The sequence below is a fragment of the Pseudomonas sp. GXZC genome, from assembly GCF_026967615.1.
In the GTDB taxonomy this organism is placed as follows: domain Bacteria; phylum Pseudomonadota; class Gammaproteobacteria; order Pseudomonadales; family Pseudomonadaceae; genus Aquipseudomonas; species Aquipseudomonas azotoformans_A.
Map to the genome: position 1 here is coordinate 1,124,725 of NZ_CP114115.1, position 22,348 is coordinate 1,147,072.

At 61.8% G+C, this 22,348-nt stretch carries 22 protein-coding genes and 1 tRNA gene; 14 read left to right on the forward strand and 9 right to left on the reverse strand.

The window, feature by feature from the left end:
* Positions 1 to 2: 2 nt before the first annotated feature.
* Positions 3 to 176, reverse strand: coding sequence for a DUF3094 family protein (locus OZ428_RS05260; protein WP_016976295.1), 174 nt, complete (start codon positions 174 to 176; stop codon positions 3 to 5).
* A gap of 54 nt (positions 177 to 230) precedes the next feature.
* On the reverse strand, positions 231 to 860 hold the full coding sequence (locus tag OZ428_RS05265) for a DUF1780 domain-containing protein (RefSeq protein ID WP_033903339.1): 630 nt from the start codon (positions 858 to 860) through the stop codon (positions 231 to 233).
* A 103-nt stretch (positions 861 to 963) separates the two neighbouring features.
* Between OZ428_RS05265 and OZ428_RS05270 the strand changes: the two genes are divergently transcribed.
* Both OZ428_RS05270 and OZ428_RS05275 read left to right on the forward strand, forming a co-directional pair.
* On the forward strand, positions 964 to 1,653 hold the full coding sequence (locus tag OZ428_RS05270; protein ID WP_133074698.1) for an energy-coupling factor ABC transporter permease: 690 nt from the start codon (positions 964 to 966) through the stop codon (positions 1,651 to 1,653).
* Between the two features lie 66 nt (positions 1,654 to 1,719).
* A complete protein-coding gene (locus OZ428_RS05275; protein WP_003171680.1) occupies positions 1,720 to 1,935 on the forward strand; it encodes a hypothetical protein in 216 nt (71 codons plus the stop codon).
* Here OZ428_RS05275 and yacG read toward each other — a convergent pair.
* The 4 genes from yacG to OZ428_RS05295 are packed head-to-tail and all read right to left on the reverse strand — an operon-like array spanning position 1,932 to position 4,820.
* Positions 1,932 to 2,132: a DNA gyrase inhibitor YacG gene (yacG, locus tag OZ428_RS05280; protein ID WP_003188437.1), complete on the reverse strand. Its 201-nt coding sequence runs from the start codon at positions 2,130 to 2,132 to the stop codon at positions 1,932 to 1,934. The genes OZ428_RS05275 and yacG overlap by 4 nt on opposite strands.
* Positions 2,129 to 2,752 (reverse strand): dephospho-CoA kinase, encoded by a 624-nt coding sequence (gene coaE / locus OZ428_RS05285; RefSeq protein ID WP_269132835.1) that lies wholly within the window; start codon positions 2,750 to 2,752, stop codon positions 2,129 to 2,131. Before coaE ends, yacG begins: the two co-directional genes overlap by 4 nt.
* On the reverse strand, positions 2,749 to 3,615 hold the full coding sequence (locus tag OZ428_RS05290; protein ID WP_269132836.1) for a prepilin peptidase: 867 nt from the start codon (positions 3,613 to 3,615) through the stop codon (positions 2,749 to 2,751). Before OZ428_RS05290 ends, coaE begins: the two co-directional genes overlap by 4 nt.
* On the reverse strand, positions 3,612 to 4,820 hold the full coding sequence (locus OZ428_RS05295) for a type II secretion system F family protein (RefSeq protein WP_269132837.1): 1,209 nt from the start codon (positions 4,818 to 4,820) through the stop codon (positions 3,612 to 3,614). Before OZ428_RS05295 ends, OZ428_RS05290 begins: the two co-directional genes overlap by 4 nt.
* 194 nt (positions 4,821 to 5,014) lie before the next feature.
* On the opposite strand from OZ428_RS05295, the gene OZ428_RS05300 reads away from it, so the two are divergent.
* The 4 genes from OZ428_RS05300 (at position 5,015) to OZ428_RS05315 (ending at position 7,445) form a co-directional block, all read left to right on the forward strand.
* Positions 5,015 to 5,437, forward strand: a complete 423-nt coding sequence (locus OZ428_RS05300) for a pilin (protein WP_330912446.1) — start codon at positions 5,015 to 5,017, stop codon at positions 5,435 to 5,437.
* A gap of 35 nt (positions 5,438 to 5,472) precedes the next feature.
* Positions 5,473 to 6,873, forward strand: coding sequence for an O-antigen ligase family protein (locus tag OZ428_RS05305; RefSeq protein ID WP_269132839.1), 1,401 nt, complete (start codon positions 5,473 to 5,475; stop codon positions 6,871 to 6,873).
* Positions 6,874 to 6,921: 48 nt separating this feature from the next.
* Positions 6,922 to 6,994: transfer RNA gene (locus OZ428_RS05310), tRNA-Thr, on the forward strand.
* 145 nt (positions 6,995 to 7,139) lie between these two features.
* The gene (locus OZ428_RS05315; RefSeq protein ID WP_133074693.1) at positions 7,140 to 7,445 is read left to right on the forward strand and encodes a DUF6388 family protein; all 306 of its coding nucleotides are present in this window, start codon (positions 7,140 to 7,142) and stop codon (positions 7,443 to 7,445) included.
* Between the two features lie 56 nt (positions 7,446 to 7,501).
* Here the strand turns inward: OZ428_RS05315 and nadC are convergent, their stop codons facing one another.
* Positions 7,502 to 8,350 carry a carboxylating nicotinate-nucleotide diphosphorylase gene (gene nadC / locus OZ428_RS05320; protein WP_133074692.1) on the reverse strand — a complete coding sequence of 283 codons (849 nt, stop codon included), beginning with the start codon at positions 8,348 to 8,350 and terminating at the stop codon, positions 7,502 to 7,504.
* A gap of 191 nt (positions 8,351 to 8,541) precedes the next feature.
* Here nadC and OZ428_RS05325 point away from each other — a divergent pair, with 191 nt between their 5' ends.
* The 5 genes from OZ428_RS05325 (at position 8,542) to OZ428_RS05345 (ending at position 14,822) form a co-directional block, all read left to right on the forward strand.
* The gene (locus OZ428_RS05325; RefSeq protein WP_269132840.1) at positions 8,542 to 10,665 is read left to right on the forward strand and encodes a DUF1631 domain-containing protein; all 2,124 of its coding nucleotides are present in this window, start codon (positions 8,542 to 8,544) and stop codon (positions 10,663 to 10,665) included.
* Between the two features lie 61 nt (positions 10,666 to 10,726).
* Complete coding sequence (gene ampD / locus OZ428_RS05330) at positions 10,727 to 11,290, forward strand: 1,6-anhydro-N-acetylmuramyl-L-alanine amidase AmpD (RefSeq protein WP_269132841.1); 564 nt, start codon at positions 10,727 to 10,729, stop codon at positions 11,288 to 11,290.
* Positions 11,287 to 12,123 (forward strand): regulatory signaling modulator protein AmpE, encoded by an 837-nt coding sequence (ampE, locus tag OZ428_RS05335; protein ID WP_133074689.1) that lies wholly within the window; start codon positions 11,287 to 11,289, stop codon positions 12,121 to 12,123. Before ampD ends, ampE begins: the two co-directional genes overlap by 4 nt.
* Before the next feature lie 1,439 nt (positions 12,124 to 13,562).
* Positions 13,563 to 14,267, forward strand: a complete 705-nt coding sequence (locus tag OZ428_RS34590) for a methyl-accepting chemotaxis protein (RefSeq protein WP_439898734.1) — start codon at positions 13,563 to 13,565, stop codon at positions 14,265 to 14,267.
* Positions 14,268 to 14,393: 126 nt separating this feature from the next.
* Complete coding sequence (locus OZ428_RS05345) at positions 14,394 to 14,822, forward strand: hypothetical protein (protein WP_133074687.1); 429 nt, start codon at positions 14,394 to 14,396, stop codon at positions 14,820 to 14,822.
* Here OZ428_RS05345 and OZ428_RS05350 read toward each other — a convergent pair.
* On the reverse strand, positions 14,772 to 15,548 hold the full coding sequence (locus OZ428_RS05350) for a TatD family hydrolase (RefSeq protein ID WP_133074686.1): 777 nt from the start codon (positions 15,546 to 15,548) through the stop codon (positions 14,772 to 14,774). The genes OZ428_RS05345 and OZ428_RS05350 overlap by 51 nt on opposite strands.
* Before the next feature lie 2 nt (positions 15,549 to 15,550).
* Complete coding sequence (gene cra, locus OZ428_RS05355; RefSeq protein ID WP_133074685.1) at positions 15,551 to 16,546, reverse strand: catabolite repressor/activator; 996 nt, start codon at positions 16,544 to 16,546, stop codon at positions 15,551 to 15,553.
* Positions 16,547 to 16,839: 293 nt separating this feature from the next.
* On the opposite strand from cra, the gene ptsP reads away from it, so the two are divergent.
* From ptsP to OZ428_RS05370, 3 genes are read left to right on the forward strand one after another with little or no spacing between them, the layout of a single operon-like run.
* Positions 16,840 to 19,698 carry a phosphoenolpyruvate--protein phosphotransferase gene (ptsP, locus tag OZ428_RS05360; protein WP_269132842.1) on the forward strand — a complete coding sequence of 953 codons (2,859 nt, stop codon included), beginning with the start codon at positions 16,840 to 16,842 and terminating at the stop codon, positions 19,696 to 19,698.
* Positions 19,699 to 20,619, forward strand: coding sequence for a 1-phosphofructokinase (pfkB, locus tag OZ428_RS05365; protein WP_133074683.1), 921 nt, complete (start codon positions 19,699 to 19,701; stop codon positions 20,617 to 20,619).
* 11 nt (positions 20,620 to 20,630) lie between these two features.
* The gene (locus OZ428_RS05370) at positions 20,631 to 22,340 is read left to right on the forward strand and encodes a PTS fructose-like transporter subunit IIB (RefSeq protein WP_269132843.1); all 1,710 of its coding nucleotides are present in this window, start codon (positions 20,631 to 20,633) and stop codon (positions 22,338 to 22,340) included.
* Positions 22,341 to 22,348: the final 8 nt, after the last annotated feature.

Sequence of the window (22,348 nt, forward strand, 5' to 3'; positions counted from 1 at the left end):
GCTCATAGCGTCAGGTAACTCAAAAGTCGGCTCAGCAGGCCCAGGCCGATCACCACAACAAGCACCACACCCAGGAGCAGCCATGGCCGGAAAGGCTTGCGCTCGACTCGGTTTTGGGAGAGTTGCAGGTACTCTTCGACATGCTGTTGGTCATCGGGGTTCAGGCGGCTGGTCATAAAGGCCTCGTCAGGTAGACGTTGCAAAAGGGCGCCACGTTACAGTCCGGGGGATCAGAGGCTGATGCCCACGTCGAATACTATGCTGCGGCCCAGGTTGTTGCGCAAGAAATCCGGAGCGTCCGGGTGCGCGAACAACACCCGTGCAAACGTCGGTCCCACCAATGACAGTGAGCGCCAGCCCTGGCGCAGGTATTCCGTCGGTGGCGGAAAATGGCTGTTCAGGTCGAGCACTTCGCGCTTGAGGCTGGTGAAGGCGACGATATCCAGCTCGCCCAGATCCATCCCGCGCTCTTTATAGTTATGGGCTTTCTTGCGCAGTGTAGGCGCCAGGCGCAATAGAAACTCATGGGCGGGGATGCGTCGCGGCTTGGTCTCGCGTCGTACCAGCTGGCTCAGGGAGAAGGCGCTGCGCCGGCGCAGTAACTCGTCGCGCCATTCGTCGTTCAGGCGGCGGCCCTCATCCAGTACGAAAAACACCTCGAAGCTGGCGTCACGAAAAAGTACGTCCGGGGGCTCTTGCCCTGCGGCGTGAAACTCTTCGGCTCGATAAGGCACGTTCAAGCCTTGCAGCAGGCGCTGGCAGACCCAACGCTCACGCTCCCACTTGCGGGCATTGGACAGGAATGCGTTGGCTTGTTCGGCCGCTACGGTGAGCAGGCGCAAGTAATCTGAGTCATCCATAGTTAGCAGCTTAGCGCTCAAATGATGACCGCAGGAAGTACCCCTCTGAAACGTCGGTGTAAACTGATTATCCGACGGATATTCGACCAAGGGGAGTATCGCCGTGATCAGTGCCGCAATGCTGGCGCCAACCACGATGGGCATGGGCTGGCTGTTATATGCGCCCGTGTTGCTGTGGGCGGTCTTGCGTTCGCCCTGGGTGGAGCTGTTCGCCGACCGGCGCCGCCAGCACCTACTCTTCGGCACGGTGTTCGCATTGTTCATGTTGTGGCTGGTCCGGCGGGACTTCGATACCGGTGTGTCCTACCACTTCATTGGCATGACTGCCGTGACCCTGCTGCTGGATTGGCCCTTGGCAATTGTCGGCGGCTTCGCGGCCCAGTTCGGGTTGATGTTGTTGGGGCGCCAGGACCTGGGCGCCCTTGGCATCAATGGCCTGTTGCTGGTCGTGCTGCCGGTGCTGGTCACTGAAGCCTGTGCGCAGTTGGTCGAGCGAGCACAGCCGCGCAATCCCTTTGTGTATATCTTCTGCTCCGGATTTTTTGCCGCCGCATTATCGGCCTTGCTCTGCTTGCTGTTCGGGCTGGGGCTGCTGTGGTTCGACGGCCGTTTCGCCATGCCGGAATGGCTGGAGGATTTCGTTGGCTACCTGTGGCTGATCATCTTTCCCGAGGCCTTTATCAACGGCATGGTCGTCAGCGCCCTGGTGGTGTTTTGCCCTGAATGGCTGGAGACTTTCAACCGCACGCGTTACCTCTCGGCGCCCTGGAAGGATGACGATTCGCAGCGTTGATCCAGATCAAATCTCACGCGCCCTGGCAGGCCCATGCTCTGCAAAATTTTTCCAGGAGCACGGATCATGAGTGTGTACGAGTGGGCACGGCAGGAATTGCGCAGAAGCCAGGACGCGGCACAGGAAATCGGTTTTGACCCAGGCCTGACCCTGCGCGCCATGCTCAGTGCAGTGGTGCAGCAGAGCAAGGGGGTGCGCAGTTTCGAAGACCTGGCCGACGAGCTGCAATACCTTGCAGAAAACCTCGACGACCAGCAGGAATACGCCTTTATGCGCCCTTAGTGGCGCGGTGGAAGATCTTCGGAAAACAGTTCGTCTTCGGCATCCGGGGCCACGGGGATCTTGTGTTCTTCAGCGGCCCAGGCGCCCAGGTCGATGAGTTTGCAGCGGTCCGAGCAGAACGGCCGGTTGAGGTTGGTCGCTTTCCATTCCACGGGTGCGCCGCAGGTTGGGCAGTCGACGGTCAAGGGTTGGCTCATGATCGGCCTCCACGCAAAGTAAGGTAAAAGTGGTGCAGTCGCTCGACCTCGCTGTGCAGCCAGGCGAGGTCCTGGTCATTGACCAGGACGTCATCGGCATGTTTCAGGCGGTCTTCGCGGCTGGATTGTGCCTTGAGGATCGCCTGTACCTGTTGCTCGTTGATGCCGTCGCGCTGCAGGGTACGCTGAATCTGCAGCGATTGCGGCACGTCGATCACCAGGATGCGCTGGGTCATGCTGTACTGGCCGGATTCGATCAGCAGTGGCGACACCAGGATCGCGTAAGGTGACGTTGCCCGCGCCAGGTGGCTGCGAATTTCTTCACCAATCAACGGGTGCAGCAGGGCTTCGAGCCAGCGGCGCTCTTCGGGGACTTCAAAGATCAGCTTGCGCAATGCGCCGCGGTCCAATTGGCCGTCAGGCTGCAACACGGCGGCACCAAAGTGCTCAGCGATACGCGCCAGTGCCGGACGGCCAGGCTCCACCACCCAGCGGGCGGCGTGGTCGGCGTCTACCAGGTCGATACCCAGGTCGATAAAGTGCTGGGCCGCCGCGCTTTTGCCGCTGCCGATGCCGCCGGTAAGGCCGAGAATCCAGGGTGTTGCAACAGAAGTGGTCATCTGAAACCGACAGACTGCAAATAGAAGTCGGTTATTTGACCACCCCAGAGCAATGCAATCCAGCCGGCAATTGCCAGATACGGACCAAATGGCATCGGCGCCGACGCTTGGGCCTTGTGCAGGCGCATCAGGATCAAGCCGACAAATACACCGACCAACGACGACATCAACAGCGTCATCGGCAGAATCTGCCAACCGCCCCAGGCACCGAGCAGCGCGAGTAACTTGAAGTCGCCGTGGCCCATGCCGTCCTTGCCAGTGACCAGCTTGAACAGCCAGAACACGCTCCACAGGCTCATGTACCCGATCACCGCGCCCCACAGTGCGTCGGGCAATGTCGTCAGCAGGCCGAACCCGTTGACGATCAGCCCCAGCCACAGCAACGGCATCACCAGCACATCCGGCAACAATTGATGATCGGCATCAATCAGGCTCATCGCCAGCAAGCCCCAGCTCAGTACAAGCACTGCGCCCGCCTGCCAGCCAAAGCCGAAATGCCAGGCCACCCAGGCCGAGATCAGTCCACACGCCAGTTCAGTAAGCGGATAGCGAGGGCTGATTGCTCCTTTGCAATGGGCGCAACGACCTCGCAGAAACAAGTAGCTGAGCAGTGGGATATTTTCCCACGGGCGTATCGGATGGTTGCAATGCGGGCAGCAGGAATTGGGGTGCATCAGGTTGTAGGTCGGCCCGGCTGGGTCGGCGGCTAGACCGAGCACTTCATGGGCTTGGGCGCGCCATTCCCGTTCGAGCATTTTTGGCAGGCGCCACACCAGCACGTTGAGAAAACTGCCGACGATCAGCCCCAGTATCCCTGCCATCACCACAAAGGCCCACGGGTGTTCAACCAGTAACAGGCTCAAAACGCGCTCCCCAGCTGGAAGACCGGCAAGTACATGGCGATGACCAGCGCGCCGACGATGCTGCCCAGGACCACCATGATTAGCGGCTCCATCAGGCTGGTGAGGTTATCGACCAGGTTGTCCACATCGGCCTCGTAATGATTGGCGACCTTTTCCAGCATACGGTCCAGTGTGCCCGACTCTTCGCCGATGGCAGTCATCTGGATCGCCATGGGAGGGAACAGGCCGCTGGCGAGCATGGATTGATTCAATGGCAGGCCGGTGGATACATCGTGTCGCATATGTTCGATTGCCTGTTTGAACGGCCCTGAACCGACCGCGCCGGCTACTGAATCCAATGCCTGAACCAAGGGGACACCCGCCGCAAAGGTCGTGGACAGTGTGCGGGCGTAGCGGGCCACGGCCGATTTTGTCAGCAGTTTGCCTGCCAGCGGCGCTTTCAACAAACCGGCATCCAGCCAGAGTCGAAAAGCAGGGGCGGCGTTATAGGCGTGGCGTAACCCCATGCCGCCCGCGAGAATGCCCAGCGCTACGAACCACCAGGCTTTCTGCACAAACTCGGACAAGGCGATCACCTGCAAGGTGAAACCGGGCAGCGTGCCGTCGACGCCGGCAAACAGGTTCTGGAACTGCGGCACGACGTGGATCAGCAGAACGCCGGTGACCACGCTGGCCACCACCAGCACCGCGATCGGATAGGTCATGGCTTTTTTGATCCTGGTCCTTAACTGCTCGCTCTTTTCCCGATGGATCGCCACACGCTCCAGCAGGGTTTCCAGCGCTCCGGCCTGCTCGCCGGCCGCCACCAGATTGCAATACAGCGCATCGAAGCAGCGCGGTTGTTTGCGCAAGGCTTCGGCCAGGCTGGAACCTGCGGCGATCGCTTGTTTCAGCCCCTGCACCAACTCGCGCATAGCGCGGTTGTCGAAGCCATCGCCGATGACGTCGAAAGCTTGCAGCAGGGGAATCCCGGCCTTCAACAGCGTCGCCAGTTGGCGAGTGAACAGGGTGATATCCGTCGATTTGATCGACGGTGTGAGTCCTCGCAGAACGGGGGATTTCTTGCGCACATGCCCCGGGCTGATGCCCTGTTGGCGCAACTGGGCCCTGACCCAGGCAAGATTGTGCCCCGTGGTTTGCCCGCACACCCTGCGTCCTTTGCGATTGATGCCTTCCCAGGCGTACAGCGTTAAAGCGTCGTCCATGTCACCGTTCCGCACAGAGGTCGTCGAAGATTTATAGCTTAGTCAGGTGACGGATTCGGGCAGGCGGGCGAAGCAGGATAAAATGTCAGAATGTGCGACTTGCGCGCGATTGAGCGCCTGCGGATGAGTACACTGGCGCCGCTGCACAACAACGGGGCGCAGGACGCGCCTTGTCATGAGTTTTATCCTGGAGAGTGAATGTGAGACGTCAAAAAGGTTTTACCCTGATCGAGCTGTTGATCGTCGTGGCAATCATCGGCATCTTGGCCACCATTGGCCTGCCCATGTACACCACCCACCAGGCCAAGGCCAAATTCACTGCCGGCCTGGCTGAAATCAGCGCGTTGAAGCCTGGGTATGAAGACACCCTCAACCAGGGCACGGTCCCGACGCTGGTATTGATCGGCGGCACCAGCCCGACAGCCAACTGCAAGATTGATGTAGCAGGCGATGTCGCCACGGGCGCCGGCTCCATCCGTTGCGAAATACTCGACGCGCCCGCACCGGTGCTGGGCAAGACCATCAGCCTGACGCGCAATGCCACCACCGGTTGGAAATGCACCACCACGGCTGACGCAAAATATGTCGCCAAAGGTTGCGGCGCGGACGGTGCATAACTGCTAAACCCTCCGCAGGGAAGTTGAGGTGGCCGATGGCGTTATCCGTAGAGCAGCGTGGCAGTATTTTTCTGGTGGCCGTGGTGTGCCTGCTGGTGGTTGGGGTTTGTGCTCCCTTCAGTGGGCATGATCTGCAACGGGTGATGCAGATCGCCATCGGGGCTTGCGCGGTGCTGTACGGGCTGTCGGTCGCCCACGTTGAACGGCTGGTTGACCGGCCCACGGCCTTGGGCCTGGCGCTGATCATTGTGCTGGGCCTGGCGTCTTCAATGCGGGCTCACGAGCCGCTCTGGGCGCTTGTCGAAATGGCATCGTTCGTCAGCTGCGGCGCGATTGCGGTGGCATTCGCCCTGCTGCGACGCCAGGGCGGTGAATCGTTGGACCGCGTCTTGATTCTGTTCGTGGTGCTGCTGTGCCTGATCAAATCGATTCAATACACCTACGCCGGTGCTCTGGCGTTCATCAGCGCTGAGCGCACGCTAGACCCTGACGTACTGCTGACCGGCTTTTCCAACAAACGTTTCTACGGCCAGTTCCAGACGTTTACTTTGCCGCTGCTGGCGCTCCCCTTATTGATCCCCACGCTGTCTCGCTCGCTCAAGGCCGCGGTGTTTGCGCTGCTGTGCGTGTGGTGGCTGATTGCAGTGGGTGGCGGCACGCGTGGCACCTGGCTTGGCATGGGCGCGGCGGGCGTGGTGTTGGCGGTGCTGGGGCCATGGGGCCGGCGCTGGTTGGGTTGGCAGTTGGCCGCAATGCTGGGCGGACTGTTGTTGTATTGGCTGGTGTTCAAGGTGTTGGCGGATTACCTGGGGATCGAGATCGCCAATGCCGCCAGCGATCGCCTCACGACTTCGCTGTCGGGGCGAGGGCCGATCTGGTGGCAGGCCTGGCATATGCTCGTCGAGCGGCCTTGGTTGGGCTTCGGGCCAATGCATTTCGCCGATATCACCAACAGTATTGCCGCTCACCCCCATCAGGCCATCCTGCAGTGGGCCAGTGAGTGGGGTGTGCCATCGGCGTTGTGCGTCGCGATCTTGGCGTGGCGCGGAGGCTGGGCTACGGTCGGCGTTCTGCGTGAGCGTAGGTTGAGCGCCGAGCGTGCAGACTTGATGCGGCTGTGCCTGTTTGCGGCGTTGGTCGGTGCGCTGGTGCAGTCCATGGTCGACGGCGTGATCGTGATGCCCAACTCCCAGGTCTGGCTGGCGCTGGTGGTGGGCTGGCTGATGGCCTTGCATGTGTGGCGAACCCCGCAAACCGCCCAATTGCCATTGGCCTGGGGCGCCTGGAAAGTACTGGGCCTGCTGGCCGTTGGTCTGTTGAGTGTTATCGCCGTGCGTGATGTCCCCCATATCGAACAAGCCCAGCAGCAGTACCTGGACAGCCATGCCAACATGCTGCAACCACGCTTCTGGGCCCAAGGCGTAATAGCCCGCTGACGGCGGCAAGTTGCCGGACTCCCGATGCGGTGCTAGCTTTAGCCCACCGCCCGTGTAGCTCAGCCGGTAGAGCAGCGCACTCGTAACGCGAAGGTCGCAGGTTCGATTCCTGTCTCGGGCAAAAAGGCAACATCGGCAGCACTGTTTTCAGATGATCCCAGAATGGTTCTGAAGGCCAGACGAGCTGGCATTTGCGCCCGCTCTTTTGTATCTGCGCAACCTTGATGACCCAGATGCATCCCCATTCCTCGATCTAAGAGAACGACATGACCACGACTGAAATGACCCAGGAAGTTCGGCATCAAGCAGCCCTCGAAAAATACCTCGAGGAGTCGCCGCAACTTAAAGAAGAGATCAAGGACCTGAGCGTTGATGATCAGCGCGACCAGATTCAGTGGGCATTCGAGGACGAGGCCGAGAGCCAGGGCTATCAGCCCTGGGAGCTGACCCTCAAGTACACCTCGACACCGGAAGAGTTTGAAGCGGCACGGCTGGCCTTGCACAAAGAGGCGGCCGAGGTGTTGGGTGTCGAGTGGGAAGAGTATTGCGAGATGAACGACTTGGTGGTCTAGAAGCAGCTGTGGTGAGCGGGGCAAGCCCGCTCACCACAGAAGTATTTTTGAACGCCTTAGATACTCAGCCGCATCGACAAATCCACCGCCTTCACATCCTTGGTCATCGCGCCAATCGAGATGTAATCCACCCCGGTCTCCGCAATGGGCAGCAGGGTGCTTTCATTGATCCCGCCGCTGGCCTCCAGCTTCGCCTTGCCGCCGTTCAGGCGCACAGCTTCACGCATATCGTCCAGGCTCAGCTCATCGAGCATGATGATATCCGCGCCCGCCGCCAGCGCTTCGCGCAGTTCATCCAGGCTTTCCACTTCGATTTCCACCGGCTTGCCGGGGGCGATCTTGTGGGCGGCCGTGATCGCCTGGGCAATGCCGCCACAGGCCGCGATATGGTTTTCCTTGATCAGGAACGCGTCATACAAACCGATACGGTGGTTGTGGCAGCCGCCGCAGGTTACGGCGTACTTCTGCGCCAGGCGCAGCCCCGGCAAGGTTTTGCGGGTGTCCAGCAGCTTGACCTGGGTACTGGCGACAAAATCCGCCAGGGATTGCGCACGGGTGGCGACACCGGAGAGCAACTGCAGGAAATTCAGCGCGCAGCGTTCGCCGCTCAAGAGTGAACGTGCCGGGCCTTCAAGGTGGAACAGCACCTGGTTGGGGCTGACGCGTTCACCGTCGGTCACCTGCCAATGCACCGCGACCCGAGGGTCCAGTTGGCGGAACACCGCATCCACCCAGGCCGTACCGGCGATAACAGCCGTGTCACGGGTAATGATGGTGGCCGTGGCCAGCCGTTCGGCCGGGATCAACTGCGCAGTGATGTCGCCGCTGCCGATATCTTCCAGCAGTGCGCGGCGCACGTTGGCTTCGATTTCGGCGGTGAGGTCGGCAAGACGGAGATTCGGCATAACAGGCTCCACAGACAAAGTGCCCCGATTATAGGGGCAGTGCGCGTTCGAACCCAGGCTCACCACTCATTTACCGAGCAAAGGCAGAGTTTGCTGGCGCAACCCCCCTCATTTGCAAGATAATCTCGCGCCTTGCAATTGGCGTCATAGCTTTGACGTTCAGACCCATACCGCCGTTTCAGGAGGCCAGGATGCACAATGACGGAAAGGTGGTGCCCTTCAACAAGGCGCCCGCCACGCCATCGCCGCTCGCCCGACTGCCGGTGGTGTTGCTGCAGGTCCGCGACAAGGCGGCGCAACAGTTGCAGCAAGGGCTGCAGGATCTGTTCGATAACGCTGACGACACCTTGTTCGAAATGGCCGACAAGGCGCGTAACAACCTTGATCACCACATTTTCTTCGAAGCCATGCGCGACCTGCGCCTCAAGCGCAAGAATTTCGAGCGTGTGTTCATGGAGCGCCTGTTTGAAGCCTTCGCCAGTCTGGGTCAGGCAGGGCGCGGGGAATTGCAGTTGGTGCCGGTGGTGTCCTACGACGCGGCACCGGGCTCATCCAGGGATGATCGCGAAAAAGCCGTGGCGCTTGAGGCCATGCTGGGGCGGGTGCGGCACCGTGATGGCCTGGCCCTGGGCCAACTCACCGCGCGCTTGAGCGCGTTGCTCGGCAACCGCCTGGATGATCGCGAAAACCCCCTGGGGCCTGCACTGTTGTGTGAGTTTTTCCTGCGGGCGGGACGCAGCCTGGGCGTAGAGATCCGCGTTAAGCTGATCATGCTCAAGCTGTTTGAAAAATACGTACTCAGTGACGCCGACCAGCTTTACGGCGAAGCCAATCAATTGCTGGTCGCGACCGGTGTGTTGCCTGAACTCAAAAGCGTACCGTCGCGGCGGCTTGAAGCGCGTGAGTCCCGTGAACTTGCGCGCGAGGAAGCCCTGCCGCCCGTTGACGAAAATGGCCAGCAAGCCTTTGCCGCGCTCCAGCAGTTGCTCACGGCGGTACGCGGTAGCGTGGCGCCGACGCTTGAAGCCAGCGCCGAACCCTTGCCCATCGCCACGCGTGACCTGCTGCGCCTGCTCTCCCATTTGCAGCAATACGTGCCCGAGCCTGAGGTCGAGGATGATTTCGACCTGCGCAACCAGCTTGAGCAGTTGCTCACGCGCGTCAGCGTTAAGAGTGGCAAGTCGCGGGTGGTGGAGGAGGCGGACGAAGATGTGATCAACCTGATCGCGCTGCTGTTCGAATTCATCCTCAACGACCGCGCCGTGCCTGATGCCTTCAAGGCCCTGATCGGTCGCCTGCAGATCCCGATGCTGAAAGTGGCGGTGCTGGACAAGAGTCTCTTCAGTCGCGCCAGCCACCCGGCGCGGCGCCTGCTCAATGAAATCGCAACCGCCGCAATGGGCGGCAGCCAGCGCGACCATCTGTACCTGCGCATCGAGCAGGTGGTGCAGCGCTTGCTCAACGAATTTGTCGAAGACCCGGCGATATTTTCCCAACTGCTCGCCGAGTTCAGCGCGTTTACCGCGGATGAGCGGCGGCGCAGCGATTTGCTTGAACAACACACCCGCGATGCCGAAGCCGGGCGCGTGCGCACCGAAGCGGCCCGCCAGCGCGTGGCCGATGTGCTGAACAAACGGCTGTTGGGCAAGACCCTGCCGCGTCCGGTCGTGCAGTTCCTGCAGCAGGCCTGGAGCCAGGTGCTGTTGCTGGCCAGTCTCAAGCATGGCGAGCAGTCGGTGCAGTGGCAGGCGGGGCTGCGCACCTTGGACGAACTGATCTGGAGCGTTGGCCTGCAACAAGACACCGAAGCCGGGCGCCATCTGCTGGAGCAACTGCCGGGCTTGCTCAAGGCCCTGCGCGACGGCTTGACCAGCGCCGCGTTCGACCCCTTCAGCACCCGCGAATTTTTTGTGCGCTTGCAAGCCCTGCATGTCCAGGCACCTGAAGGCGTCGACGAGTTGATCCAAGTAAGTGAGCCGTTTGTGCTGACCTCGGCGTCACCCGACCCGTTCAGCGACTTGCCGGACAACGACCCCGACTTGCTTAAAGCCCGAGAACTCAAGGTGGGGGGATGGGTGGCGTTCGAGGAAAACGAAGCCACTACGCTGCGCTGCCGACTGACGGCAATCATGGCGCAGGCCGACACCTATATCTTCACCAGTCGTACGGGGCTCAAGGTGTTGGAGAAAAGTGCCGGCCAACTCGCATCGGCGTTCAAGCGTGGTGTCCTGCATGCCCTGGACGATGGCCCCCTGTTCGAGCGCGCACTGGCCGCTGTGGTGAGCAAGCTGCGTCAACTCAATCACGGCAAGTGATCGCAACCTGAGGGTCGAACGCGGCATACTGGTCACACGTTGTCTCGTTCAAGGAACCTGTATGCAGTTGGACCCCACCAGCGGTTGGTGCCAGGGCATCCGTCATTGCCCTTCACCCAACTTCAACGAGCGCCCCGCCGGCGAAATCTCACTGTTGGTGGTGCATAACATCAGCCTGCCACCGGCGCAGTTCGCCACGGGTAAAGTGCAGGAGTTTTTCCAGAACCGCTTGGATGTCACGGAACATCCCTACTTTGAAGGAATCGCTGACCTACGGGTGTCTGCGCATTTTCTGATTGAGCGTGATGGTGCGGTGACGCAGTTTGTGTCCTGTCTCGACCGGGCCTGGCATGCCGGGATCTCGCAATTCGAGGGGCGGGAAACCTGCAATGATTTTTCCCTGGGGGTGGAGCTCGAAGGTACGGATGACCAGCCGTTCACTGACGCTCAATATGCATCATTGACTGACCTGACCCGCCAGTTGCTGGCGGCTTACCCCGGCATCACGCCCCAGCGCATTTGTGGTCACAGCGATATCGCTCCGGGTCGCAAGACCGATCCCGGCCCGGCTTTTGATTGGAAGCGCTTTCGCAGCGCCCTGCAGGATGGAGGACACGCACGATGAGTTTCCTGGTGTTGGTGCTGGCGGTCTGGATCGAGAAATTTTCGGCCCTGCGCCAGCGGTTGCAGCGTGATGGGGGTTGGCTGCGGGAACTGGCCAAGCTGGAATCGAGCCCGCGCATGGGTAAGCAGCCCTGGCTGATTCTGACGTTGTTGGTATTGCTACCGGTGGCATTGCTGGCGTTGTTGCTGTTGGTGTTGGAGCCGGTGGCTTACGGACTGTTGGCGCTTCCCGTGCACCTGCTGGTGGTGATCTACAGCCTGGGCCGTGGTGATCTGCTCGCCGGGCTTGGCCCCTTTCGCGATGCCTGGCGACGGGGCGACCTCCAAGCCGCCGAACACGTGGCTGAGCGTGACTTGAACCTGAGCGCCGACAGTGGCGAACAATTGCTCGAACGCGTCCAGGGCCATCTGTTGTGGCAGGCCTACCAGAGCTTTTTTGCCGTGATTTTCTGGTACTTCCTGTTGGGCCCGGTGGCTGCGTTGGCTTATCGCCTGCTCGCACTGGCCAGTGAACACAGTAAGAACCCTCTGGTGGCTGAGCGGGCCGGGCAACTGCGCCACGCATTTGACTGGCTGCCGGTGCGTCTGCTGGCGGCCAGTTTTGCCCTGGTGGGTAACTTCGTCGCGGTCGGCCGTGTGATGCTCCACGAACTGCTGAGCTGGGACATCAGCGCTGCCCAACTGGTGGAAAAAGTTGGCCTGGTCGCCGCTGAAATCCCGCCTCCAGCGGTCGGCCACGATGGCATCAACAGCCTGGACCGACTGTGGGAGCTTCTGCTGCGCGCGGCGGTGTTGTGGTATGCCGGGTTTGCGATCTGGACGGTACTGCCCTGACGGCTGATCTCATTAACCTTAAGTTACAAAACTCCCTTTCAAATTGAGCTATACAGATGCTGGCTAACTGCCGCCCTGCGCCTCAATAAAAATAAAAGAAAGGGAGTTCACCTGTGAAGAGCTTGCTCTATCCCGCCGTCGCCCTGATGAATCGCCTGAGCTTCGGCATGAAGTTCAGCCTGATCAGCGTGTTGTTCCTGCTGCCGATGCTGGCGACCAACTATTACCTGGTGCGTGATTCGTGGCGTGAATTCCAGGGCACACGCGTCGAGCTGCAAAGCCTCGACCTGCTCGGTAACAGCCTGGCCCTGCGCCGCGACCTGGAAACCCTCAACAACCAAGTGCAGATCAACGCCACGTTGGGCCAGTCCGGTAAGGCGGGCGACCTTGAGGGCAAGATCAGCGCTTTGGAACAAAGCGTGCTGAACCGCCTGCAAAGCCTTAGCGCCATGACGACCGAACCCGAGCAAATTGCCGCGTTTGACGCCAAGCGCGACGAGTTGGTCGCCGCCTTCAAGGCCCAACAGCAGGAAACCTCGTTGCTGAGCAAAAGTGCCCTGATTGGCAAATTGCTCAACAAGGCGCAGATGCTCAGCCAGATCATCTCCAGCCAATCCGGGCTGAGTCGCGACTCCCAAAGCGACCTGCGCCAACTCAGTGAACTGATCACCAGCGTGACCCCACAAGTCACCCAGACCCTGGGCGAAGGCCGGGCAATGGGCGCGTATTCCCTGGGCCAGGGTTTTCTCAACTCGTCGTCCAGCACACGCTTTGACGAGCTGTTGCAGCAATTGGAAAAACTCCAGGCCGAGTATGGCTTGAAGTTGCAGGACGCCTTGGGCTCCAGCAAAGCCGCGCACGCGGCCCTCGACACCCTGGCCAAGACCAGCAACGCCAGCCTCAAGCAAGGCAGCGAGTTGTTCGAGGAGCAGGTGGTGATGGCCGAAACCCTCGATGCGCCCTGGCAGGGCTTTTACGACAGTGTCAGTCAGTTGATGGCCCAGACCTACCAGTTGGATGACGCCACGCTGACCTTTCTCGGACAACAGTTGGAACAACGCCTGGCACAGAACCGCACGCACATGGTGGTGCTGGTCTCGGCCTTGAGCGCGGTGTTCCTGTTGATTTTCTACCTGTACGCAGGCTTCTACGCGTCCACGCGCACCACGCTGCGGCGTCTGGGCGCGATGATGGATAAGGTGGCGGCCGGTGACATGACCGTCACCTTTGTTGCGCATAGCCGCGATGAGCTGGGTGACCTGGGCCAGGTATTCAACGGTACCGTGGCGAAGATCCATGACTTGATCGAGCGCGTCGGACACACCGTCAGCCAGGTCGAGTTACAGGCCGGGCAGGTGGAGACGGTCTCGGCCCAGAGCAATCAGGCCGTTTCCGGGCAGCGCACGCAGATCGAGCAGGTGGCGACGGCCATGAACCAGATGTCGTCCACTGCCCAGGAAGTCGCACGCAGTGCGGCGGCGGCGGTGAGCAGTGCCCACAGCGTCAACGATGAAACCGTCAGCGGCCGTGGCCTGGTGCAGTCGCAGCAGGGCAGCATTGCGCGACTCGCCACGGAGATCGATCAGTCGGTGCGGGTGATCAATCAGTTGGCCACCGACAGCCAGTCCATCAGCAGCGTGTTGGAAGTGATCAAGAGCATTGCCGAACAAACCAACCTGCTGGCACTCAATGCGGCCATCGAGGCCGCGCGGGCCGGCGAGCAAGGGCGTGGGTTTGCGGTGGTGGCGGACGAGGTGCGCACTTTGGCTCGGCGCACCCAGCACTCCACCGAGGAAATCGAGCAGATGATCAGCCGCTTGCACAGCGGCGTGGCGGCGGCCGTGAAGGCCATGGGCAGCAGCCATGAAATGGCCAGTGGCACCGTGGGCCAGTCGGAAAAGGTCCAGCAAGCCCTGGAAAACATCCTCGGTGCCGTAGGGATGATCGTCGATCAGAACCAGCAGATCGCTGCCGCCGTGGAGCAGCAAACCGCTGTCGCCCACGATATCGACCAGAACATCGTTGAGATCAATCGGGCTGGCGAACATGCCGCCCAAGGCGCACACCAGACCGAAGCGGCGAGCCGACAGCTGTCGATACAGGTGATCGAGTTGAAGCAATTGATCGGCGCGTTCCGCGTGTGAGACCGGGGCGTAGGATTTATCGTTTGCTGGCGTGGTGCCCGTCCTGATTTCTCGGCGTCTCTTTTCCATGGCCTTGAATGGGTGAAAATTGTTTCACTCGATTTCAAGTCCTGGGGAGGCACAGCGATGAGCGCTGTAATCGGCATCAAGGGGCACTGCGCCCATTGCGACATCACCTTTAATCTCAAGCCTTGGCAACTGAACGCCATTGCCATCGAAGAACCGTTCGATTGCCCTTACTGCCAGTGGATCTTGCAGTTGAACTGCCCTCGGCAGTTGCGCCAATTCAGGTCCCTGGACCATTGGGCACTGGTGCGCCCGAGCATGGTGGTATTGACCTGCACGGCGCTCATCGTGGCACTCGTGACGGAGTGGGTGGGGCTGATCAGTGTGATCGGCCAATTCAACATTTCGCTGATCGTGCTGCTGGTACATTTCCTGGTGCTGCGATATGCCCGCTACCGTCAGCGGATAACGCTGGAGCTGCAAGTGGTCTCGCCTTCTCTACCAATTGAACAGCTCGCACGCATTGCGTGTGCTCGCCTCAGCCAGTAATAAAGGGCTGGTATTCATGCGCTCGGCGAGCGCGGTGCAGATGTCCGGCAGGTGTTCGGGGCTGTTGCGCTGGCCGGGGTACATGGCGGGTGCCATATCCGGTGAGTCGGTTTCCAGTACCACCGCGTCCAACGGCAGGTGGGCCAGCACCTTGTGCATGCGCAGGGCTTGAGGCCAGGTCGCCGCGCCGCCCAAGCCCAGTTTGAAGCCGAGCTTGATGTATTCGTGGGCTTCTTCACGGCTGCCGGCGAACGCATGGATGATGCCGCCGCGAGGCAGGCGAATGCGCTTGAGGGTTGCAATCACGGCGGCGTGGCTGCGGCGCACGTGCAGCAGCGCCGGCAGTTGGAAGTCCACCGCCAGTTTCAGTTGGGCTTCGAACAGGCTTTGCTGGCGTTCGCGGTCCAGCTGTTCGAGGAAGTAATCCAGGCCGATTTCGCCCACGGCGCACAGTTGCCGGTGGCCGTGCAAGCGGATCAGCCAGTCGCCCAGTTCCGTCAGGTCGGCGGGGCGATGGTCATCGAGGTACACCGGGTGCAGGCCAAAGGCAGCGAACAAGCCTTCGTCCGCTTGCACCAGGTCCCACAACCGCTGCCAATTCTGCTGATACACCCCCAATACCACCATGCGTCGTACGCCCAGTGCCCGGCTGTGAGCGAGGACTTCCCGGCGATCGCTGTCGAAGTCCGGAAAGTCCAAATGGGTGTGGGTGTCGATCAACTCCACGCTCAGGCCTCGTGAATACGCTGCTTGAACGTCCGGCCGATGGCATGCACGCCCGGTTGGTACTGTTCTTCTTCAATCGCGGCCAGGGCCAGGCGCAGTGCGGTCTCGGCGATCAGTTGATGTTGCTGGGCCATGGCGTTGACCGGCAGCGGCAGGAAGTCCAGCAACTGGGTATCACCAAAGGTGCCCAGGCGCAGCGGCCGGGATTTGAGCGGAAAGTCATGCAAGGCGTCGAACACGCCTTGCAGCAGTACGTAGGACGTGGTCACCAGCGCGTCAGGCAAATGCCCCAGTTGCTGCAGAAGTTGCTCCATCAACTGTCGGCCACAATCGCGACTGAAGGCTTCACCGTGTTCGACGATCACCTCACCGGTGAACCCTTCGAGGGCCTCGCGGAAACCGGCGGCACGTTCCTGGCTGATGCTCAGCTCGGGCCGTGCGCCGATCAATACGATCTGCTTGGGCAATGGCTGCAACAGGCTGCTGGTCAATTGCTGGCACGCCTGGCGGTCGTCGCTGACCACCGAGCAGAATTGATCCGCGCCCATCACCCGGTCGATGGCAATCACTGGCAGCCCCTTGGCCTGCAGCTCGCGATAACTGTCATCGCTGGCCGGCAGGCAGCTGGCGACAAATAGCGCGTCACAGCGCCGGGCGCGGAACAGTTGCAGCAGTTGGCGCTCGCTGTCGGCGTCATCGTCGGAGCTGGCGATCAGCAGTTGATAGCCGCGCGCCCGCGCACCTTGCTCCAGGAGCTTGGCGATGCGTGCATAACTGGGGTTTTCCAGGTCGGGCAGAATAAATCCCAAGGTGCGCGTGTGCCGACTGCGCAGCCCGGCGGCCTGGGGGTTGGGGGTAAAGCCATGGGCTTCGACCACGGCGCGCACTCGCTCGACGGTGGCGCTGCTGATGCGTTGCTGTTCAGCCTTGCCATTGATGACGTAGCTGGCGGTGGTCACGGACACACCGGCAAGACGGGCGATATCACTGAGTTTCAAACCGGGATTTCCTTGTTTTCTGGAGCTTGCCCCGACATTTTCTCCAATCGTAACCGATTCCTGTACACGACCAATGTCCTGGCTCAAGCGCCGAGTGGTTCTTCAAGGATGCGCAATTAACGGGTAGTCTTCCATAAACTATAGATTAAACGTTTCAGCCAGCGTATTTTTACGACGTTCGCGACTGAGTGGCTACTGCCAATTGACTGCTCAGTCAGTAAAACCTGAACACCCTTTACACTGTTTGTTTAAAACAATACCTAGTGCGCCACTGCACTAACTAGGAGAACGGCATGCTTGAGCTCACTGTAGAGCAGATTTCCATGGGCCAGGTGGCCGTGGACAAATCTGCTGCCTTGCACCTGCTCGCTGAAAAACTGGTGGCCGACGGCCTGGTCGCCGAGGGTTACCTCAGCGGTTTGCAAGCTCGTGAAGCCCAAGGCTCGACCTTTCTCGGCCAAGGTATCGCCATCCCCCACGGCACCCCCGAAACCCGTGACCAGGTGTTCTCCACCGGTGTGCGCCTGCTGCAGTTCCCCGAAGGGGTGGACTGGGGCGACGGCCAGATCGTGTATCTGGCCATCGGCATTGCCGCCAAATCCGACGAACACCTGCGCCTGTTGCAACTGCTCACCCGCGCCCTCGGCGAAACCGACCTGGGCCAGGCCCTGCGCCGTGCCGGCAGTGCCGAAGCGCTGTTGAAACTGTTGCAAGGTGCGCCGCAGGAGCTGGCGCTGGATGCGCAGATGATCAGCCTGGGCGTGTCCGCCGACGACTTCGAAGAATTGGTTTGGCGCGGCGCACGGCTGTTGCGTCAGGCCGATTGTGTAAGCAATGGTTTCGCCGCCGTGTTGCAGCAGGTGGATGCGCTGCCCCTGGGCGATGGCCTGTGGTGGTTGCACAGTGAGCAGACCGTCAAGCGCCCAGGGCTGGCGTTTGTCACCCCGGACAAACCCATGCGCTACCTCGGCCAGCCGCTCAACGGCCTGTTCTGCCTGGCCAGCCTGGGCGAAGCTCACCAGACGCTGCTCGAACGCTTGTGCGCCTTGCTCATCGAAGGGCGCGGCCAGGAACTCGGCCGCGCCACCAGCAGCCGCGCCGTGCTTGAAGTGCTGGGCGGTGAATTGCCGCCCGACTGGCCCACCGCGCGCATCACCCTGGCCAACGCCCACGGCCTGCATGCGCGCCCGGCGAAGATCCTGGCGCAGTTGGCGAAAAGTTTTGAAGGCGACCTGCGTGTGCGCATCGTCGATGGCCCGGTCGGCGCCGTGTCGGTGAAAAGCCTGAGCAAACTGCTGAGCCTCGGCGCGCGGCGCGGCCAAGTGCTGGAGTTTGTCGCCGAGCCGACCATTGCCGGCGACGCGCTGCCCGCGCTGTTGGCGGCGGTGGAAGAGGGCCTGGGTGAAGAGGTCGAGCCACTGCCAACCCAAAGTGCCCCGCCTGAAGTCGTAGAGATCGAGCCGGTGCTCAGCGCACCCTTGGCCGGCAGCCAGATCCAGGCCATCGCCGCCGCGCCGGGCATTGCCATCGGCCCTGCGCATATCCAGGTGCAGCAGGTCTTCGATTACCCGCTGCGTGGCGAATCCTCGGCCATTGAGCGCCAGCGCCTGCACAGCGCCTTGGCCGATGTGCGCCGGGATATCCAGGGCCTGATCGAACGCAACCCGTCCAAGGCGATCCGCGAGATTTTCATCACCCACCAGGAAATGCTCGACGACCCGGAACTCACCGACGAAGTCGACACCCGCCTCAAGCAAGGCGAAAGCGCTGAAGCGGCGTGGATGAGTGTGATCGAGGCGGCCGCCAAGCAGCAGGAGTCGTTGCAGGATGCTTTGCTCGCCGAACGTGCCGCCGACCTGCGTGACATTGGTCGCCGCGTGCTGGCGCAACTGTGTGGCGTCGAAACCGCCCAGGAGCCGAGCGAACCTTACATTTTGGTGATGGACGAAGTCGGTCCGTCCGATGTGGCGCGTCTGGACCCGGCGCGCGTCGCCGGCATCCTCACCGCCCGTGGCGGCGCGACGGCCCACAGCGCCATTGTCGCCCGCGCCCTCGGGATTCCCGCGCTGGTCGGTGCCGGCGCGTCAGTGTTGCTGTTGGCTGCCGGTACGCCATTGTTGCTGGATGGCCAACGCGGTCGCCTGCATGTGGACGCCGACGCCGCGACCCTGCAGCGCGCCACGGTCGAGCGCGACACCCGCGAACAACGCCTGCAAGCCGCCTCGGCGCAGCGCCATGAACCGGCGTTGACCCGCGACGGGCATGCCGTGGAAGTGTTCGCCAACATCGGCGAAAGCGCCGGTGTTGCCAGCGCAGTGGAGCAGGGCGCCGAAGGCATTGGCTTGCTGCGCACCGAACTGATTTTCATGGCCCACCCGCAAGCACCGGACGAAGCCACCCAGGAAGCCGAATACCGCCGCGTCCTCGATGGTCTCGCCGGTCGTCCGCTGGTGGTGCGCACCTTGGATGTAGGGGGCGACAAACCGCTGCCTTACTGGCCGATCGCCCAAGAGGAAAACCCCTTCCTCGGCGTGCGCGGCATTCGTCTGACCTTGCAGCGCCCGCAGATCATGGAAGCGCAACTGCGGGCGCTGCTGCGCTCGGCGGACAACCGCCCGCTGCGCATCATGTTCCCCATGGTCGGCAGTGTTGACGAATGGCGCGCGGCCCGCGACATGACCGAGCGCCTGCGCCTGGAAATCCCGGTGGCAGACCTGCAACTGGGCATCATGATCGAAGTGCCGTCGGCCGCGTTGCTCGCGCCGGTCCTGGCCAAGGAAGTGGATTTCTTCAGCGTCGGCACCAACGACCTGACCCAGTACACCCTGGCCATCGACCGTGGCCACCCGACCCTGTCCGCCCAGGCCGATGGCCTGCACCCGGCGGTGTTGCAACTGATCGACATCACCGTGCGCGCCGCCCATGCCCATGGCAAATGGGTCGGCGTGTGCGGCGAGCTGGCGGCTGATCCGTTGGCGGTGCCAGTGCTGATCGGCCTGGGTGTCGATGAGCTGAGTGTGTCGGCCCGCAGCATCCCCGAAGTGAAGGCGCGCGTGCGCGAATTCAGTCTGAGCGAGGCCCAGGGCCTGGCGCAACAAGCACTGGCGGTGGGCTCGCCCGCCGAAGTGCGAGCCCTAGTGGAGGCCGTGTAGATGGCAAGGATTCTGACCCTGACGCTGAACCCGGCGTTGGACCTGACGGTACGCTTGGCGCGCCTGGAACCGGGTGAAGTCAACCGCAGCGAAACCCTGCTGACCCATGCCGCCGGCAAGGGTGTGAATGTGGCGCAGGTGCTGGCCGACCTGGGCCATCAGGTGAGCGTGGGCGGGTTTCTCGGAGAAGAAAACCCCCAGGCGTTCGACGCGCTGATCGCCCGCCGTCGATTTGGTAATGCGTTTATTCGTGTGCCGGGCGAGACACGCAGCAACATCAAGATTGCCGAGCAGGATGGCCGGGTCACGGATATCAATGCGCCTGGGCCGTTGGTCAGTGACGAGGCGCAAGCAGAACTGCTCAAGCTCATCGCCATCGTCGGCCCGGAATTCGATGCGGTGGTGGTGGCTGGCAGCTTGCCGCGCGGCGTCAGCCCGCAGTGGTTTCAAAAAATGCTCGAACAACTGAAAAACCTTGGTTTGAAAGTCGCCCTGGACACCAGCGGCGAAGCGTTGCGCGCCGGCTTGCAGGCTGGCCCGTGGCTGGTCAAACCCAATACCGAAGAACTGGCCGACGCACTGGGTAATGCCCCGGATGCCATCAGCCAATTGCATCAACAGGGTGTGGAACACGTTGTGGTCTCCGACGGCGCTGCGGGCGTGAGCTGGTACAGCCCAGGCACATCGCTGCACGCCACACCGCCCAAGGTCGCGGTCGCCAGCACCGTCGGCGCGGGCGACTCGCTGTTGGCTGGGATGCTCCACGGTCTGCTCAATGGCGATACGCCGGAGCAAACCCTGCGCCGCGCCACGGCAATTGCCGCGATGGCAGTGACGCAGATCGGCTTCGGTATCAGCGATCACGCGCAGTTGGCGCGCCTCGAAAGCGGCGTCCACGTGCGTGCGCTGACAGAACAATAAGAGGGTTTGTGATGAAGTTAGCCATTGTTACCGCCTGCCCGAACGGCATGGTCACCAGTGTGCTGTGCGCCCGCTTGTTGGACGCTGCCGCGCAACGCCAGGGCTGGAGCACCAGCGTTGAAGTGGTGGATGTGCAGCGTCCGGAACGCCAGTTGTCCCAGGCCACGATCGACGATGCCGAATGGGTGTTGTTGGTCACCAGTACGCCGGTGGATATGCAGCGGTTTGTCGGCAAGCGCGTGTTCCAGAGCACGCCGGCCCAGGCGCTGGCCGATGTCGACGCGGTGTTGCGTCGCGGCGCGGAAGAAGCGCAGGTGTATGTCGCTACGCAGCAGGCGGCCAAAAATGCACCGCGCATCGTTGCCATCACCGCTTGCCCGACGGGCGTGGCTCACACCTTCATGGCTGCCGAAGCCTTGCAGCAGACCGCCAAGCGGCTGGGCTACGACTTGCAGGTCGAGACCCAAGGCTCGGTCGGCGCGCGCACGCCCTTGAGCCCGCAGGCCATCGCCGATGCCGATGTGGTTTTGTTGGCGGCGGATATCGAAGTCGCCAACGAGCGCTTCGCCGGCAAGAAGATCTACCGTTGCGGCACCGGCATTGCCCTCAAGCAGTCCGAAGCCACCCTCAACAAGGCCCTGGCCGAAGGTGCGGTGGAAAACGCGGCAAGCGGTGTGGTGGCCAAGCAAGAAAAGACTGGCGTGTATAAACACCTGTTGACCGGTGTGTCGTTCATGTTGCCGATGGTGGTGGCGGGCGGGCTATTGATCGCCTTGTCGTTCGTGTTCGGCATCCATGCCTTTGAACAGGAAGGCACCTTGGCGGCTGCACTGAAAACCGTGGGTGACCGCGCCTTCATGCTGATGGTGCCGTTGCTGGCGGGCTACATCGCCTACTCGATTGCCGACCGTCCCGGCATCGCGCCCGGCATGATTGGCGGCTTATTGGCTGGGACGCTGGGCGCGGGCTTTATCGGCGGCATCTTCGCCGGTTTCCTGGCCGGCTATTGCGTCAAGCTGATCACGCGTGCGGTGAAGTTGCCGCAGAGCCTGGAGGCGCTCAAGCCGATCCTGATCATCCCATTGCTGGCGAGCCTGTTTACCGGCCTGGCGATGATCTACCTGGTGGGCCCGCCGGTCGCGCGCCTGCTGACTGGGCTGACCGACTTCCTCAGCACCATGGGCACCACCAATGCGGTGCTGCTGGGGATCCTGTTGGGCGGCATGATGTGTGTCGACCTGGGCGGGCCGATCAACAAGGCAGCGTATGCGTTTTCCGTCGGTTTGCTAGCGGCCTCCAGTGGCGCGCCGATGGCTGCCACCATGGCCGCCGGCATGGTGCCGCCGATTGGCATGGGCATCGCCACATTCCTGGCCCGCCGCAAGTTCGCCCAGACCGAACGCGAGGCCGGCAAAGCGGCGATGATCCTCGGCATGTGCTTTATCTCCGAAGGCGCGATTCCGTTCGCCGCCAAGGACCCGCTGCGCGTCATCCCGGCCAGCATTGCCGGTGGCGCGTTGACCGGTGCGCTGTCGATGTATTTCGGCTGCAAACTGGCGGCGCCCCACGGCGGCCTGTTTGTGCTGGTGATTCCAAATGCGATGAACCACGCGCTGCTGTACCTGCTGGCGATTGTCGCCGGTAGCCTGCTGACCGGCCTGGTGTATGCGCTGATCAAACGTCCGGAAGCGGTCGAGCTGACTGTCGCACCGGTGTCATAACCCCATGC